A 13,682-nucleotide genomic window follows, 5' to 3' on the forward strand; every position below is an offset into this window, starting at 1 on the left:
TGATTTCATCAACTAACATGCCATTTTGGGCATAAGAGCCGAAGTGCGGATGTTGCAGATGGCAATTATTCGAGCAGGGCATCCGCATAGTCAAAGAAACAAGGTGCTTCGGGACTATCCTCGGCACACCAGTTCTTTACTAAGGCCAAAGACTGAAGGAAGCGATCAACTGTCGTAAGACCAAGATTGACCCACTTGCTAGGCTTCTTAATGACCTTGATCATCCCTGATCTCCACATGTGTAAAAACCACTCGGCATATGCTTCACCGTCTTTGTTCTTCTTGATCCATTCCAGTCGTTCAATCAGCAGAAGTTCATCAACCCGATCCTGATCAATCTTTGCACCAGTCACAGAAAGTGACTTACCCATGGAGAACGACTTGTTCCGTTTCGTCCATGTCTTGGACAGACGGGCATGGGCGATAGTCGCTTCTTCACGTTGCTTGGCAGTGTCGAACTTGATCTCAACCTTATCCATAGCAGCATATTCCAAGTACCCCTGACCACCACGAGTCCGTTCACCGTCTTCGGTTTCTTCTTCAGGCTGAACCTTTCTGACGCAAACACGATGACTGCCAGGGAACGCATCAACAACGATGTCACGCACCTGCCTCTTGGTCAGGAACGGATCGGAGATGTCACAGTGGATGTGGAACAAGGCGAAGAGTTCGTCTGGGCGGTTCACAGGATCAAATCCGTCAGGCCACTCATCTATCGGGAACATTGCTTGGAGGTATGCCGCAGTCTTCATCACATACGAAAACATGCCTTCGATCTGTACGCCGAATGAGAACCCAACCAGCTTGCATCGTAGGTTCTGCCGCTGGAGATCGGCTGCAAGTTTCAAGCATCCCCAAACAGGTACGATGCAAAGGTTGATGGTTGTTGGATGACGCATCACGTCTGGAAAGCCCGCCTTCTTCGCCTCCATACGTGCACCAGCACGATTGGCATACGAACGTCCGACCTCAAGTCCACATTCGTTGAAGCCTTCTGGTGACCTGTAGTCTTTGCGGCCACCTGGTTTTCTGCTGGCATTGGCCCGACGTGTGCGACGTGGCGATGCATGTTCACAAGCGGCTTTGTACTGGGCCTCCAGCTTATCTTGTTCATGCAGAACCGACATCAGGGTCATATCGCCAGTGATCTCTGCGGTGTTGCGCAGTACCCGTCTCTTGTTCTTCTGATCGGCTGCAAGGCCCGCTTTGCCGATATTGATGGCAGCAATACCGCTTCTCATCTGATGAATGTTTGGTCTCGTCATTGTTGGATATCCCCATACTCGTGATTTGCTCGACCCAAAGAACATAGTGAGATTGCAGGCGATGCGGTGACATCCATCTGAATTTTCTTGGGTGTGGGGGCAGAGATGCTGCTCGGAAGCTGGTGCATCATCAATGATGCCCAGTGTGTTAAGTGTTGTTGTGCCATGAAAATCTCCTCAGTTGTGATGCATTTGCAGTGCATCGTCGGCGAGGTATTTGGGGATTCATGACGAATAATGTGTGCGGTTCTGATCCATACTGCGATCTACCTTGAAAGCTGGCAAAGTCGGCAGTGCATGTGCACCCCAAACCCTAAATATGGGTAGGAGGATCACACGATGTCGGATCGCAAACAGGTAACAATTCGGGCCGTGAAGGTCACAACTTACGAACGTCTGAGAGAGATTAAGAGATCGTCACGTACGCCCTTGGGTGCCTTACTGGACGAAGCAGTTGAGCTTTGGTGGGATAGCTTGCCTGAGGAAGAAGAAGCTTGCGTTTAATATTTTTCCCCTCTAAGTATGGAGAAAATATTAAACGGAGCAGTTCATGCCATCTTTCAACGCGTCAATCGTTGACGAACATACCGCCATCGAAGCACGTCTTGCCGACTTTGGCCTGAACATTGGACAGTTCCTGTCAATTCGTGACTCGGCGAGGGCAGCGACTGATGATGCCAGTCCACTGATGCCACTGAATGCGCCAGGTACACTTGGCTATATCCATGGTGTAGAAGCTTTACGTGGGCAAGTCCTAGACGGGACATGGCAGATCGACAGGACACTTGGTGTGGAGGCTGTCATTAATCGTGAGATGGGCATTCGGATCGGCTACCAGAACGTCGATAAGGCTTGTGATCCTGTGTTCAAGCCCATGCCACGAACTGCAAAGGGACCAGCATCCGAGAAGATGTGTGGAGCCTCTCTATTCGAACACTATGGCATGGCACTGGAGACTGACGCCAACCGTCTGCCAAGTGAAGACGTTAAAGACCCTCTTGCAGATCAGGTGACAACTTACTTCGTTATGGTGGGTGAAGATGGAAGTGTTGAGCTTTCTCGTCCGATTATACGAAATCATCGTTATGCTGACTTTGTGGAACGTATTTTCATCGAAACCCCTGATGCCGATTGGGAAGAAAAGATCGAAGGTGAGGACGGTCCACTGGACGACTTTGATGTCGATGTCAGCTTTAAAGACGTAAGATAATGTTCTCAGCAGAACGACTGAAGATAGCCCGTCATCGGCGGAAGCTGTCTGGTAAAGGACTCGCTGAACGAGCAGGTCTTACCCCTGTTACCGTGTCCAAGGTAGAGAATGGACATCAGCCTGATGAAGATACGGTGGTCAAGCTGGTCGATGCATTGTCGTTCCCTCGTGACTTCTTCTTCATGGAGAACCCTGAGGTCCTTGACGCTCGTGAGGTCTCTTTTCGCAGCTTAAAAAAGATGAGCGCCGCCGAACGTAACGCATCCTTGGCTGCTGGTACGCTCGGCATATCATTCTATGAGTGGATAGATGAACGCTTTAATCTTCCCCAGCCTGACCTGATCGACCTGAGTAAGGAACGGGAACGCCCTGAAGTCGCAGCCCGACTATTGCGTCAGCACTGGGGGCTTGGGGACCGCCCGATTGGCAATCTCTTGAAGCTGTATGAAGCCAAGGGCATCAGAGTGTTGTCGTTATCGGAAAATACACGCAACGTTGATGCGTACTCGTTCTGGCATTCGGACAGTCCATACATGTTCCTGAATCAACAGAAGACCGCCGAACGATCAAACTTTGACTCAGCACATGAGCTTGCGCACCTCGTTCTTCACTTTCATGTGGATGCTGCCACTGCACCAACCGAAGATGCTGAGAAACAAGCCGATCAGTTTGCATCGGCGTTCCTGATGCCCGAGGCTGACATCAAAGGGCGGATCGGCCACGTGTATTCGGCTTCCCAGATTATCAAGGCCAAGGTCCGTTGGAAAACATCTGCAATGGCACTGGCGACTAGGCTCCATCACCTGGGTATGCTGACCGAATGGAACTATCGGTCAATCATCATCGAGCTTGGGAAGCGAGGTTACCGCACTGGCGAACCGATAGGGGTCGAGCGAGAAAACTCTATCATTCTGGAAAAGGTGTTCCGTGCACTCTGGGGCAATGGGCTTACGAAGTCAGGTATCGCAGAGGAATTGAACGTTCCATGGGAAGAGGTGGAAACATTGGTATTTGATCTGGCGGGCAAGCTACCCAGCCCATCAAGTGACTCAAAATTGCGTTTGGTAAGGTAGGGCCGAATCCATCAATCGTGCCATGTCATTGGCCCTCAGTTGGAGCGTACTGTTCAAGCATTTTCACCATGTCTGGCTTCTTTGCCCGTGAGTCGAAGATGCCTTGCTCCCGATACAATCTAGCCACCGCACTATGATGCAGTTTTACGGCCAGCAGGGTCGAGGGGTGAACCCAACAGGCCAATCTGCGGACTGGAATGCGGCAACCAGGTACGGCTCCAACAGCATGTTGTATCGATGTTCTTCGGTCAATCTCAACTTCCTCTTGAATACGGTTGGAACATGAAACTGGCGAATGCCGAGTTCTCGACGGATGGCATTCTTATGGCGGAGCTTCCTGAACAAGACCTGTTTTTCCATGGATGATACCAGCAGGTCAGAAGTCCTCCGATGGGAGGCATGGAACGTCGCCAAGGGCGTCACGTGAACCACGCAAGCTAAATGCTGCTGAGCGGCCATTAGAGGCGCGTACAGTCAACAGATTGCCAGCCGCTGTTGCTTCCCAGAGTGCGGTATAAGTATCGGCACAGACGGTGCACTCAGTATTGACACTGCCACCATCGGCCCACACGGTCGTTGGGAACGTCTCGCCATCAACGTCGAAGGTGATTTGCCCACCAGCCACAGGCTGACCACCGAGTTCGACATATAGACCACCATCCTCGCCGATATCGTTGCAGGAGAACGAGATCGAATTCCCAGTGGGATCACGTGTGCTGCTCTCAGAGAAGCCCTGGCGAAAGTCGTAGACCCATTTGCCATTGGTCGGCTGTGTCGATGCGTCCTGAGCTTCAGAGAGGCCCTGAGTGGCCCCACAGGCTTCCCAGTAGACGGTTGATCCATCCCGTTCGAGGCTCAGGCCATTTGCGGTCGGTGTCAGGGTCAGGTCTTCGCGGTATTCTTCGCCTTCTGCCGAACAAACTGCTGTGTACCTTGTACCAGTGCCATCGGGTCTCGGAGAGGTGAGTTCGCAACGATTCTCGACGCCATTGAGGGCATCACCTTGTATCGACAATGCCCCACCATCCATGCCGACCTGATCCGCAGAACAAGACCACGATGCCCCTGAGGGTTGGTAAAGACCATCGATGCTTTGAGCATGGCCCGCAATTGCCCAGCTTAGGGCAGCAGATTGGGCCAGTAACCATAGATTGGTTTGGTTCTTCATGAATGATCTCCTTCGCGGCGGCTCGATGATGTCAGTCTACAGGTGGCAACCCTGCCTGCTCAATCAGTCTGATGTCCACGTCTTGGCGTGACCGTCCGACACGAAACTCATCGTAAAACGCAACCATCGTCGGCTTTGGTATGTTCGGCTGGACCCGATCCCATCTCGTTGTAGAGCTACCGTAGATTCCACGTCGGACATTGGGACCTGGATACAGCGACGTGTCGGTGATGACCGAGATCGGGCCAGAATAGTCGCAGCGTTGGTCGCCATTGATCCAGACACGAAGGTATCCATCGGTACCTGCGCTGAAGTTCGTGTTGATCACTATATCCGTCCAACGTCCACGTGCTTGGTCAACGCTGAAGAGGCGGCAAACAATGCCCCAGTTGCGGCGCTCACCCCAGTTCAAGCCCTCGTTCGCATCGTCCATTTGGATGACAACATCTTGGGTGCGGTTGCCATTGCGGTAGGCTTCGCCACGTCCAATCTGCACCAGCTTGATACTGGGCGGATTGCTGCCCCCCATCTTCCACTGGCCAAACACATTCATCAGGCTGACACTGGCGGGGTATGATTGGATATTCTGGTTGTAGAAAGACCAGCCGTACCAGATGTCTTCACCAATGCGGGCTTGAGTACGGTTTGATGCCAGTCGCACTTCGCTGCGATACCGTGGACTGATGCAATCATCGCCGCCACAATCGCCATCACGCAGTTCATACCTCTCGCTGACCAAGCCAGCCCGCACAGGTTCACCTTCGGTGGAATATCGAAACCCATGGCTGTGCGGCATAAGATTCCGCAGATACCCGTTAGGGGCATCGGCATTGCGTGAGACGCTGGCGAGGTTTGTCATGCAGGCTGATAAAGCTAGGATCAGCGTTATCGGGAACAGACTTTTCTTCATGAATGACTTTCCAAAGGTGCGGGTGCGGTCGGCTGGTGGATAAACTGCGGTGCTGCTACCACCGACACGTCGTCGATTGTAAATCAGGCGATCCCTGGATCAGGTACTTTATGAATCGCGTCGCGCTCCCGTCGCCGTACGACTGGTAAACTTCGACCTCGACCACATCCGTCAGGTAGACGCTGTGGTTTCTCTTGATCCCATATTGGCGGCTGCTCTGCTCCAGACAGTCACGGACATTCTGGCGCTCTACGCCCTCTGCGATCCAGAAATACAGACCAACACCTGCTGCGATGCAAGCAGCCCAACCAATCAATCGCCCCATATCTAACCTTCTCCTTCGTCTCTTCCATCAACGTCTTCTGCGTCTGTGCGGGCGCTGCACCGATGAACACAGTGAAGTCCTACGAGGTCATTTGGCGTCACAAGACCATTCGTTGCTTGATAGATGCGATGCATCAGGTCTCTGCGGGGCACGACGGTGCCATCGGCAACGCGACTAATGGTGGCCGTGGTCGTCCCTACCGTTTGCGCAAAACTGGCCATGGAAGTGCTGTTGGAAGTGAGGAAGTCATTGAGTTTCATGTCCTTACGGTATTACGAATTACGTAAGTGATTCGCCACCCCAATGTTCGAATTTGGATCAGGGCTTCACGAGCGTTACAAAAAATGTAAGGGTGGAAGAGATATTGCTGACGAGACGAACACCTTGCCGATCCACCAAACCCTCAAGCAAGCCCGAGAACAGGCTGGCCTCACTCTGGAGAAGGCTGCTGAGCTTATTGGCATCAGCGGAGCCAGTTTCTCACGAATGGAGAATGGGCTATCGAAAATCACTATGGATCGGTTGGAGATGCTGGCCGCCTTGTACGAGGTGTCAGCCTCAGCTCTGGTCGAAGGCAGTATCGTGACGAGGCCTTCAACCATCGACATCGACCGCCTGAAACTGGTTGTGGAAGTTGTGCAAAAGGTGGTGAACGACCAGGCGGCACATCCGTCACCAGAGAAGATGGCCTTGGCCGTGAGTGAACTTTATCGCCTAGAAATCACTCATATCGTCAACGATGCCAAGGCAGAGTTCGATCCGACGCGGCACTTGGGCATCGTAACGGCTATGTTTAAATGATGCACCTGATTTCACCTCGTTCTTGGATCAGTTGCCTTCACCCATTTTTGCTTAACATCAAATTCAGGACCATCGTCATAGTGCCTAATCGCACCAGCCTCCTTGTGGCCCAGTATCGCCCGCTGAACCTGAATGTCAGCACCAGCACGTCGCATTGCGTTAACGAAAGTTGAGCGGAGTGAGTAGAGGGTCTTCTTGGGGTCTTTGATCGGTTCCTTCATCTTTTGGCGGAGCAGGCGACCAAAGTTGTGTCGGACAGAACCTACCTGATCTGTCTTGATTGACTGGAACGTTTCGAGGCCACCTGATGCAACCCACTCAGGGAAGTCTGCGATCTCGGGATGCAATGGAACAACCCGCGTTGAGCTTTCGGTTTTGCTGCCCGTTATTCGAATGAGTGTGTCGTTCACATCGTCAGGCTTTAGTCTGATAACCTCGACAGGGCGCATCCCAGAGAATGCGAGGACACGCACCACCATGTAGATCGCTTCACGCCGAGCATCTGAAAGGCCAATTGCTGGGTGACCCCAGTGTTCTTCGGCAGCCTCCAGGATACGAGTGAACTCCAAAGGTTCAAAGGGCTTCCATTTCCGCTCTTCGATAGGGCGTTTGTCTCTCGGCAACTTGACACCTTGCATCGGGTTCATCTCGACCATGCCCTCGTCGAACGCAAAACCAAAGATGCCCTTGATCGGAGTGAAGACCGCTTGGATCGAAGCAGGTTTTATCTGACCGATTAGGTCGTCGCGAAGTCGCCGCAAGTCCTCGACACGAACATGTCCAATTGGCACGTCCCCAGTGATCGCTGTTAGACGAGCGACCTCCCGACGATACTTTGATCGTGGACCTGGGCGTATCGAGTTGAAGTCACAATACCTCTCCAGCACCCTATTGAGTGTATTCGGATCGGGGGAAAGCTCGGATATCTTCCGTTCCAGCTTTCGTTTGATGAAGTCGTATTCATCTTTCTGATCTGGATCAGATGGCGGCTCCCGATCTGGACCGAAGCCAATATCATACGCAGCCTGCAACCTATCCAGGAATAGATCGGGGTACATTGGCATCAATGGAGTGTCGCGTATCTCGATCTTCGCAGCCGCAACCAAATCGGGGGCCAGAGTAGCAACGTACTCCTTTAACCCTGGTAACCCAGGCAGGGACTTCGTGCCTACGATAATGTCGCCACGTTGCAATTCTTCGATCCGAGAGTTGATCTCTCCAATCGGTACGTCCAATGAAGGTTTTCCTGCGTAAGCTGCCTCAGCTTCTGCCAGCATCTTCGCCGCCGCTTGCCAAGGTCGGGGGAGGTCATCTCTGGTAAAGAATTGTTTTTCGCCTTCCAACCGCTCCGTCATCTCGTAGAAGCCAGGCAGGTCTAATGGATCAGGCTCAGCAGCACGTCTGGCCCTGGCTTGTCGTACAGCAGCTACACCAGCCTCTCTTAGCTTGTCGGGGTTATGAAGGTTGGCGATAAGCTCGTCATGCTCTTCAGCCCAAGTCACTACCTTCTGAACGGCCTTGGAGTAGCTGACATTGCCACATGGTAGCTGCCATCGACGAATGCCGAGGTGTGCCTGCATCTTCTGAGGTACGCGACGCTGGTAGAAGTATCGACCACGGTCGATCTTGAGGTAGGGAACCTTCTCTTCGTCACTCATTGTATCGAAATCATATCTGTTTGTATCGAATATCGGCCATGTAGGGTGCATGGTAGCACCCCATGGTCATAAAAAACAGCATGTTGATTAGAATGGTGGGCGACCCTGGAATCGAACCAGGCGTGAGGTCGCCTCGAGGGAGTTACAGTCCCCTGCCACACCTTGCGGCCTGTCGCCCACTGCGGGGGTGACTACCTGCGGCCCCATGATGCGTCAACCACAAAAGTGGCCTGAGATGCGATCCTCTTCACAGCCTGACCAATGTCGGGTATCGCCTGCGTGAACGCAAAGGTTGGGACCGATATGAAAAAGCCAAAGTGGGTGATCGCAAAAGAGCAAGCCAAGCGGGTTGCAGCGCAGGAAACCGTTTGGCTGTTTGGCCTGCATGCGGTGCGCGATGCGCTTGAAAACCCGGCCCGTCAAAGACTGCGTTTGGTGGTGACGCGAAACGCGCTTGAACGGTTGGGTGACGCTGTCGAAAAGGGCGGTATTGAGCCCGAGATTTCTGACCCCCGCAAGTTTGCAGCCCCCCTTGATCCGCAATCGGTCCATCAGGGTGCGGCTTTGGAGGTCAAAGCGCTCGATTGGGGCAGCCTGGATGATGTCGCATTGGGCGAGGGACCAATGCCGCCGCGCATTGTCTTGCTCGACCGCGTAACAGATCCGCATAACGTGGGGGCGATTTTGCGGTCGGCTGAGGTGTTTGGCGCGCGCGCAGTTGTTGCCGTCCAACGGCACTCAGCGCCTGAAACTGGGGCACTCGCCAAGACTGCCAGCGGTGCGCTGGAGCGCCAGCCCTATTTGCGCGTCCGCAATCTGGCTGATGCAATGGAAGCACTAAAAGGCATGGGGTATCTTGTTCTTGGGCTTGATGGCGATGCAGACCGCACGGTCGAGGCCGCCGTGGATGGCAAACGTGATCGCCCCGTGGCGCTTGTGATGGGCGCCGAGGGTCCGGGTTTGCGCGAAAAGACCCGCGAAACCTGCGATGAACTGGTTCGCATTGACGCAGCCGCAGGATTTGGGTCGCTCAACGTCTCAAATGCCGCCGCAGTTGCCCTATATGCAGTAAAAGGCTGAACGTGAGGACCGAACAGATGGGTGCCACAAAAATCGCAACATGCTGCTATTGCGGCACCAAGGCCGCGCTTGTGCTTCGCGGCAAGGACAAGCACGAACTGACCTGTGGGACATGCGGCGCGCCATTGCGCAAGCTGAAAATGTTACCAACGCAGTCAGGACGGGCAACTGCGCCTGCGGCGACACCCGCCCGCCCGACCCACCGAAAACGCGTCGAGAAACACGCGCAATACCGGGTAGAGAAGCCCAAGAAACGTAAGAAATCCAAAGGCTTCGGGCAACGTGTGATGTCGGGTCTTTGGGACGTGGTTGAAGACGTCGTCGATGAGATTTTCGACTAGAGACTGATCACCTTCGCTCACGGCTGGGCGAGGGGGCTAGCCAGGCGCAGGCTGCATATCCCATTTTGCAGTTATGTTGACCCCGAACGCATCATCCGCCTTGTCGCGCCGCAGTTTTATCTGTGGGATCTCTCTTCTGCCGCTGACTATGCGCCCGGCATTCGCAGGCACCCCGGCCATATTTTCCAAGAACGGTCTTGCCATTCATGGGATTGATCCTGTCGGCTATTTCACCCAAGCGCGCCCTGTGCCCGGATCCGATGTGTTTCGCCTGCAGTGGCGCAACGCCATTTGGCGGTTCGCATCTGCGGATAATATGACGGCGTTTGAGCGCAATCCACACCGGTTTGCCCCGCGCTATGGCGGCTTTTGTGCAATGTCGATGTCACAGGGTGGCGTATCGGAAAGCCAGCCCGCCGCATGGGCGATCCATCAGAACCGCCTTTATCTGGCGCATTCCGTTGTGGCGATAGAGCGTTGGCAGCGCGACCCAGTGGCATATATCGCTCAGGCGGATGCCCACTGGCCAACAGTCCTTTGTCCGTAACCGCACGCGCAGATCACGTTTGCCTGAAGAGCTCTGTAAATCCTGTATGTCCTTCATAGCTGTTTGTCAGAGGCATACCGCTGGAACAGGTATGTTTCTTCTCACTGTCCCTCGTTCCATAACTTGCGCCCGGTTCAACCCGGGCGCTTTTTTGTTTGATCGGCGCGCGCTAGGGTGATGCCATGATATACTCAGATGATTTTCTGCGCCGCATTCTGGAGCGGACCAAAACCATTGCTGTTGTTGGTGTGTCAGCCAATCAGGTCCGCCCGAGCTTTTATGTCGCGCGATATTTGGGCCTGAAAGGATATCGCGTCATTCCCGTTAATCCTGGTTTGGCCGGCCAGACCCTACTGGGAGAGATGGTCTATGGCGATGTGTCTGAAATTCCCGATGACGTGGACATGGTCGACATCTTTCGCCGGTCCGAGGCTGTGCCGCCGATTGTCACGGCGTCATTGGCGCGGTGGCCGGGGCTTCAGACGGTCTGGATGCAGATCGGGGTTCAGCATCCTGAGGCCGCTGCGATGGCCCAAGCACGCCACGTCGATGTGATACAGGACCGGTGCCCAAAGATCGAATATCAGCGACTTTTTGGTGAGTTGCGGATGGGTGGGTTTGCGACGGGAATCATTTCTTCGAAACTTAGGCTCTAACTCTGGGTTGAGATCGCGAAAGTCTGTCCGGCTATTCACGTGGCGTTAATTTTGGCCCTGATTTCGCTGATTTCCATGCAAAAAGATTGAAAAAGCATTAAATTGCAATCGCTTATTCGTTGACTTGGCCCCCTGTGATCTACCTATAATCAAGTTCCTCTTAAGAGTGTTCGTTTTCCCATTGTTGCGTTGAACCTTAGGACAACAGATGCAAGAGACCCGTATTATCGATACTTCACAGACTTATGAATACGAAGGGCAGGCATTGCCCGCCGGATCGGTCCTGCTTGATGGCAAGTTTACGATTGACCGTCAGATCGGGGCGGGCGGCTTTGGTATTACATACATCGCCAAAGACAGCTTTCTTGAGCGTGCCGTCGTAATCAAGGAATGCTTTCCTGAGTCGATTTGTGTTCGGTTTGGCGAAAACGTCACGGTGAACTCGCACACCCACGAGCGTCAGTATCGCCACATTGTCGATATGTTCATGCGCGAGGCGCGCAGCGTCGCAAAGCTGCGCCACCCCAATATCGTCACCGTGCATCAGGCGTTTGAGCAGAATAGCACGGCATATATGGTGCTGGATCTGTTTGACGGGCGCGATCTGATGGACCTGATCGACGATGAGAATGACCTTCTGAGCCCCGATCAAATTCGCGATGTGATGGTGAAACTGCTGGACGCAATCGGTCTGGTGCATCGCAACGATCTGTTGCACCGTGATATCTCACCTGACAACATTCTGATCGACAAGTGGGGCAGCCCAGCCTTGATCGATTTTGGTGCCGCGCGCGAAGATGCAAGCAAGAAAACCAACAATGTATCGACCATGTTGGTAGTCAAGGATGGCTACTCTCCGCATGAGTTTTATGTCGCCGGAAGCAAGCAGGGACCGTATAGTGACCTTTATGCGCTGGGCGCGACGATGTATCACCTGATCTCGGGACAGGCGCCACCTGATAGCCAGACCCGTGTGGCTGAGCTGACCAACAACAATGGTGATCCTTACGTCCCGCTTGCGGGGCGTTTCCCGCAATACGAACCCAGCTTTTTGGATGCGATTGACAAAGCGATGTCCGTGCCTCCCAAGGATCGCATCCAAACTGCTGACGAATGGCTGAGCCTGATCGAGCAGGAAAGCAAGAAAGTCAAAACAGTCAATATCCCTGAACCAAAGGGATTGAGCAAAACCCTGAGCGAATTGATCGCTGAGACCAACCATCATGTGCGCAGCACGCCACTTGCCGCTGCCGCAACAGAGGCGATGCCAAGGGCACCGCGGCCTGCAAAAAGTGATGTGTTCCGGCCCGAATGGGTCGATGAGTTCAACCGAGAGACCGCTGAAGTGGCCGCGCGTCGCCGCGAAGAAGCGCGCGCCGCAGCCGAGGCTGCACGTCAGGCCGAAGAAACCCGTATTGCAGAAGAAGCACGCATGATCGCACAGGCGCAGGAGGCGGAATTAGCCCGTCAGCAAGAGGCGCGATCGTCAAAGATACTTGATTGGGTTTCACGCAGTCGCGCTTAGACTTCAGGTGCCGCGTGATGATTTCTCGGCAATCCCGGATGTACTCTGACGCGCCGCAAGTTTTGCCATAACATCGGCAAGCGGCACATCGGACGCGGCCAGCATCACCAGCAAATGATACAAAACATCAGCCGCCTCTGATGTCAGCGCGTCCTTGTCCCCCTTCACGGCCTCTATGACGGCCTCAATAGCCTCTTCACCGAATTTTTCGGCGCATTTTTCCGGGCCCTTGGCCAGCAATTGTGCGGTCCAGCTGCTGGCAGGATCAGCATTTTTTCTTGCGGCGATGATATCGGCAAGATCTTGCAGGGTCATGTCAGCCTCACTGGAATGCCGGCGGCGGCCATATGGGCCTTGGCTTCGCCAATTGTATGGGTGCCAAAGTGAAAGATCGATGCAGCCAGCACGGCTGACGCACCACCTGCGGTCACGCCTTCGACAAGGTGGTCCAAGGTGCCCACGCCACCCGATGCGATCACAGGCACGTTGACAGCATCTGAGATCGCCCGTGTCAAAGGCAGGTTGAAACCCGCCTTCGTGCCGTCGCGGTCCATCGAGGTCAGCAGGATTTCCCCAGCCCCTTTTTCAACAACGGTCTCGGCAAATTCTACGGCATCAATGCCCGTCGCGCGCCGTCCACCATGTGTAAAAATCTCCCATTTGCCGGGGGACACTGTTTTGGCGTCAATTGCCACCACAATACACTGTGAACCAAAGCGCATCGCGGCCTCGGCCACGACATCGGGGTTGGCCACGGCTGCAGAGTTGAAACTGACCTTGTCAGCACCCGCCAAAAGCAAATCGCGCACATCATGGTGGCTGCGCACACCGCCACCAATGGTCAGCGGCATAAAGCATTGCTCTGCCGTGCGGGTGGCCAGATCAAACATCGTGCTGCGGTTTTCTTCCGTGGCCATGATATCGAGAAAGCAAAGCTCGTCCGCGCCGGCGGCATTGTAGGCGATCGCGGCATCAACAGGATCGCCAGCATCAACCAGATCGACGAAATTCACGCCTTTGACCACGCGCCCTTCGGCGACATCAAGGCAGGGTATGATACGGGTCTTCAACATAGTCCGTTCTCTATGCACAATTGCGTGAAATGGGAAGGGGCAGGGTGGTG

The 13,682-nt window shown here is 54.0% G+C and carries 17 protein-coding genes and 1 tRNA gene; 10 read left to right on the forward strand and 8 right to left on the reverse strand.

Annotated features, from left to right (window positions below; translation table 11 throughout):
* Positions 1-65 precede the first annotated feature (65 nt).
* Positions 66-1,310, reverse strand: a complete 1,245-nt coding sequence (locus ACZ1G5_RS15120) for a hypothetical protein (RefSeq protein ID WP_472733624.1) — start codon at positions 1,308-1,310, stop codon at positions 66-68.
* 294 nt (positions 1,311-1,604) lie between these two features.
* On the opposite strand from ACZ1G5_RS15120, the gene ACZ1G5_RS15125 reads away from it, so the two are divergent.
* The 3 genes from ACZ1G5_RS15125 to ACZ1G5_RS15135 are packed head-to-tail and all read left to right on the forward strand — an operon-like array spanning position 1,605 to position 3,548.
* Positions 1,605-1,769 (forward strand): hypothetical protein, encoded by a 165-nt coding sequence (locus ACZ1G5_RS15125; RefSeq protein ID WP_472733625.1) that lies wholly within the window; start codon positions 1,605-1,607, stop codon positions 1,767-1,769.
* A gap of 46 nt (positions 1,770-1,815) precedes the next feature.
* Entirely contained in the window at positions 1,816-2,475 is a 660-nt protein-coding gene (locus ACZ1G5_RS15130) for a hypothetical protein (protein ID WP_472733626.1), read from the forward strand.
* On the forward strand, positions 2,475-3,548 hold the full coding sequence (locus ACZ1G5_RS15135; protein WP_472733627.1) for a helix-turn-helix domain-containing protein: 1,074 nt from the start codon (positions 2,475-2,477) through the stop codon (positions 3,546-3,548). The genes ACZ1G5_RS15130 and ACZ1G5_RS15135 overlap by 1 nt, the downstream gene beginning before the upstream one ends.
* 376 nt (positions 3,549-3,924) lie before the next feature.
* Here ACZ1G5_RS15135 and ACZ1G5_RS15140 read toward each other — a convergent pair whose 3' ends face one another.
* Genes ACZ1G5_RS15140 through ACZ1G5_RS15150 form a run of 3 tightly spaced genes read right to left on the reverse strand, consistent with a single transcriptional unit; the run spans position 3,925 to position 5,951 of the window.
* On the reverse strand, positions 3,925-4,716 hold the full coding sequence (locus ACZ1G5_RS15140) for a hypothetical protein (RefSeq protein WP_472733628.1): 792 nt from the start codon (positions 4,714-4,716) through the stop codon (positions 3,925-3,927).
* A gap of 31 nt (positions 4,717-4,747) precedes the next feature.
* Entirely contained in the window at positions 4,748-5,626 is an 879-nt protein-coding gene (locus ACZ1G5_RS15145) for a heparin lyase I family protein (RefSeq protein WP_472733629.1), read from the reverse strand.
* A gap of 55 nt (positions 5,627-5,681) precedes the next feature.
* Positions 5,682-5,951: a hypothetical protein gene (locus tag ACZ1G5_RS15150; protein WP_472733630.1), complete on the reverse strand. Its 270-nt coding sequence runs from the start codon at positions 5,949-5,951 to the stop codon at positions 5,682-5,684.
* 62 nt (positions 5,952-6,013) lie between these two features.
* On the opposite strand from ACZ1G5_RS15150, the gene ACZ1G5_RS15155 reads away from it, so the two are divergent.
* Together ACZ1G5_RS15155 and ACZ1G5_RS15160 are read left to right on the forward strand one after the other, a co-directional pair.
* Positions 6,014-6,238, forward strand: coding sequence for a hypothetical protein (locus ACZ1G5_RS15155; RefSeq protein ID WP_472733631.1), 225 nt, complete (start codon positions 6,014-6,016; stop codon positions 6,236-6,238).
* 16 nt (positions 6,239-6,254) lie between these two features.
* Positions 6,255-6,752 carry a helix-turn-helix domain-containing protein gene (locus ACZ1G5_RS15160; RefSeq protein ID WP_472733632.1) on the forward strand — a complete coding sequence of 166 codons (498 nt, stop codon included), beginning with the start codon at positions 6,255-6,257 and terminating at the stop codon, positions 6,750-6,752.
* A gap of 11 nt (positions 6,753-6,763) precedes the next feature.
* Here ACZ1G5_RS15160 and ACZ1G5_RS15165 read toward each other — a convergent pair whose 3' ends face one another.
* Together ACZ1G5_RS15165 and ACZ1G5_RS15170 are read right to left on the reverse strand one after the other, a co-directional pair.
* Positions 6,764-8,410: a tyrosine-type recombinase/integrase gene (locus tag ACZ1G5_RS15165; RefSeq protein ID WP_472733633.1), complete on the reverse strand. Its 1,647-nt coding sequence runs from the start codon at positions 8,408-8,410 to the stop codon at positions 6,764-6,766.
* Positions 8,411-8,503: 93 nt separating this feature from the next.
* A tRNA-Tyr gene (locus tag ACZ1G5_RS15170) sits at positions 8,504-8,588 on the reverse strand.
* Positions 8,589-8,713: 125 nt separating this feature from the next.
* On the opposite strand from ACZ1G5_RS15170, the gene rlmB reads away from it, so the two are divergent.
* The 5 genes from rlmB (at position 8,714) to ACZ1G5_RS15195 (ending at position 12,559) form a co-directional block, all read left to right on the forward strand.
* On the forward strand, positions 8,714-9,490 hold the full coding sequence (rlmB, locus tag ACZ1G5_RS15175) for a 23S rRNA (guanosine(2251)-2'-O)-methyltransferase RlmB (RefSeq protein ID WP_472734355.1): 777 nt from the start codon (positions 8,714-8,716) through the stop codon (positions 9,488-9,490).
* A 17-nt stretch (positions 9,491-9,507) separates the two neighbouring features.
* On the forward strand, positions 9,508-9,831 hold the full coding sequence (locus tag ACZ1G5_RS15180; protein WP_472733634.1) for a hypothetical protein: 324 nt from the start codon (positions 9,508-9,510) through the stop codon (positions 9,829-9,831).
* Between the two features lie 73 nt (positions 9,832-9,904).
* Entirely contained in the window at positions 9,905-10,378 is a 474-nt protein-coding gene (locus ACZ1G5_RS15185; protein WP_472733635.1) for a YHS domain-containing (seleno)protein, read from the forward strand.
* Between the two features lie 182 nt (positions 10,379-10,560).
* On the forward strand, positions 10,561-11,034 hold the full coding sequence (locus ACZ1G5_RS15190) for a CoA-binding protein (protein WP_472733636.1): 474 nt from the start codon (positions 10,561-10,563) through the stop codon (positions 11,032-11,034).
* 208 nt (positions 11,035-11,242) lie between these two features.
* Complete coding sequence (locus ACZ1G5_RS15195) at positions 11,243-12,559, forward strand: serine/threonine protein kinase (RefSeq protein WP_472733637.1); 1,317 nt, start codon at positions 11,243-11,245, stop codon at positions 12,557-12,559.
* Positions 12,560-12,562: 3 nt separating this feature from the next.
* Here the strand turns inward: ACZ1G5_RS15195 and ACZ1G5_RS15200 are convergent, their stop codons facing one another.
* Both ACZ1G5_RS15200 and hisF read right to left on the reverse strand, forming a co-directional pair.
* Positions 12,563-12,874, reverse strand: a complete 312-nt coding sequence (locus ACZ1G5_RS15200; RefSeq protein WP_472733638.1) for a phosphoribosyl-ATP diphosphatase — start codon at positions 12,872-12,874, stop codon at positions 12,563-12,565.
* A complete protein-coding gene (gene hisF / locus ACZ1G5_RS15205; protein ID WP_472733639.1) occupies positions 12,871-13,632 on the reverse strand; it encodes an imidazole glycerol phosphate synthase subunit HisF in 762 nt (253 codons plus the stop codon). Before hisF ends, ACZ1G5_RS15200 begins: the two co-directional genes overlap by 4 nt.
* Positions 13,633-13,682 lie beyond the last annotated feature (50 nt).

It is taken from the genome of Yoonia sp. JB2-21, from assembly GCF_055693545.1.

Excerpts from the sequence above, each read along its gene's own strand:
- ACZ1G5_RS15190 (WP_472733636.1), top strand. The coding sequence starts at position 10,561 with ATGATATACTCAGATGATTTTCTGCGCCGCATTCTGGAGCGGACCAAA.
- ACZ1G5_RS15185 (WP_472733635.1), top strand. The coding sequence starts at position 9,905 with ATGTTGACCCCGAACGCATCATCCGCCTTGTCGCGCCGCAGTTTTATC.
- ACZ1G5_RS15160 (WP_472733632.1), top strand. The coding sequence starts at position 6,255 with ATGTTCGAATTTGGATCAGGGCTTCACGAGCGTTACAAAAAATGTAAG.
- ACZ1G5_RS15140 (WP_472733628.1), bottom strand. The coding sequence starts at position 4,716 with ATGAAGAACCAAACCAATCTATGGTTACTGGCCCAATCTGCTGCCCTA.
- ACZ1G5_RS15150 (WP_472733630.1), bottom strand. The coding sequence starts at position 5,951 with ATGGGGCGATTGATTGGTTGGGCTGCTTGCATCGCAGCAGGTGTTGGT.
- ACZ1G5_RS15165 (WP_472733633.1), bottom strand. The coding sequence starts at position 8,410 with ATGAGTGACGAAGAGAAGGTTCCCTACCTCAAGATCGACCGTGGTCGA.
- ACZ1G5_RS15200 (WP_472733638.1), bottom strand. The coding sequence starts at position 12,874 with ATGACCCTGCAAGATCTTGCCGATATCATCGCCGCAAGAAAAAATGCT.
- hisF (WP_472733639.1), bottom strand. The coding sequence starts at position 13,632 with ATGTTGAAGACCCGTATCATACCCTGCCTTGATGTCGCCGAAGGGCGC.
- ACZ1G5_RS15145 (WP_472733629.1), bottom strand. The coding sequence starts at position 5,626 with ATGAAGAAAAGTCTGTTCCCGATAACGCTGATCCTAGCTTTATCAGCC.
- ACZ1G5_RS15130 (WP_472733626.1), top strand. The coding sequence starts at position 1,816 with ATGCCATCTTTCAACGCGTCAATCGTTGACGAACATACCGCCATCGAA.
- ACZ1G5_RS15125 (WP_472733625.1), top strand. The coding sequence starts at position 1,605 with ATGTCGGATCGCAAACAGGTAACAATTCGGGCCGTGAAGGTCACAACT.
- rlmB (WP_472734355.1), top strand. The coding sequence starts at position 8,714 with ATGAAAAAGCCAAAGTGGGTGATCGCAAAAGAGCAAGCCAAGCGGGTT.
- ACZ1G5_RS15180 (WP_472733634.1), top strand. The coding sequence starts at position 9,508 with ATGGGTGCCACAAAAATCGCAACATGCTGCTATTGCGGCACCAAGGCC.
- ACZ1G5_RS15135 (WP_472733627.1), top strand. The coding sequence starts at position 2,475 with ATGTTCTCAGCAGAACGACTGAAGATAGCCCGTCATCGGCGGAAGCTG.
- ACZ1G5_RS15120 (WP_472733624.1), bottom strand. The coding sequence starts at position 1,310 with ATGTTCTTTGGGTCGAGCAAATCACGAGTATGGGGATATCCAACAATG.
- ACZ1G5_RS15155 (WP_472733631.1), top strand. The coding sequence starts at position 6,014 with ATGAACACAGTGAAGTCCTACGAGGTCATTTGGCGTCACAAGACCATT.
- ACZ1G5_RS15195 (WP_472733637.1), top strand. The coding sequence starts at position 11,243 with ATGCAAGAGACCCGTATTATCGATACTTCACAGACTTATGAATACGAA.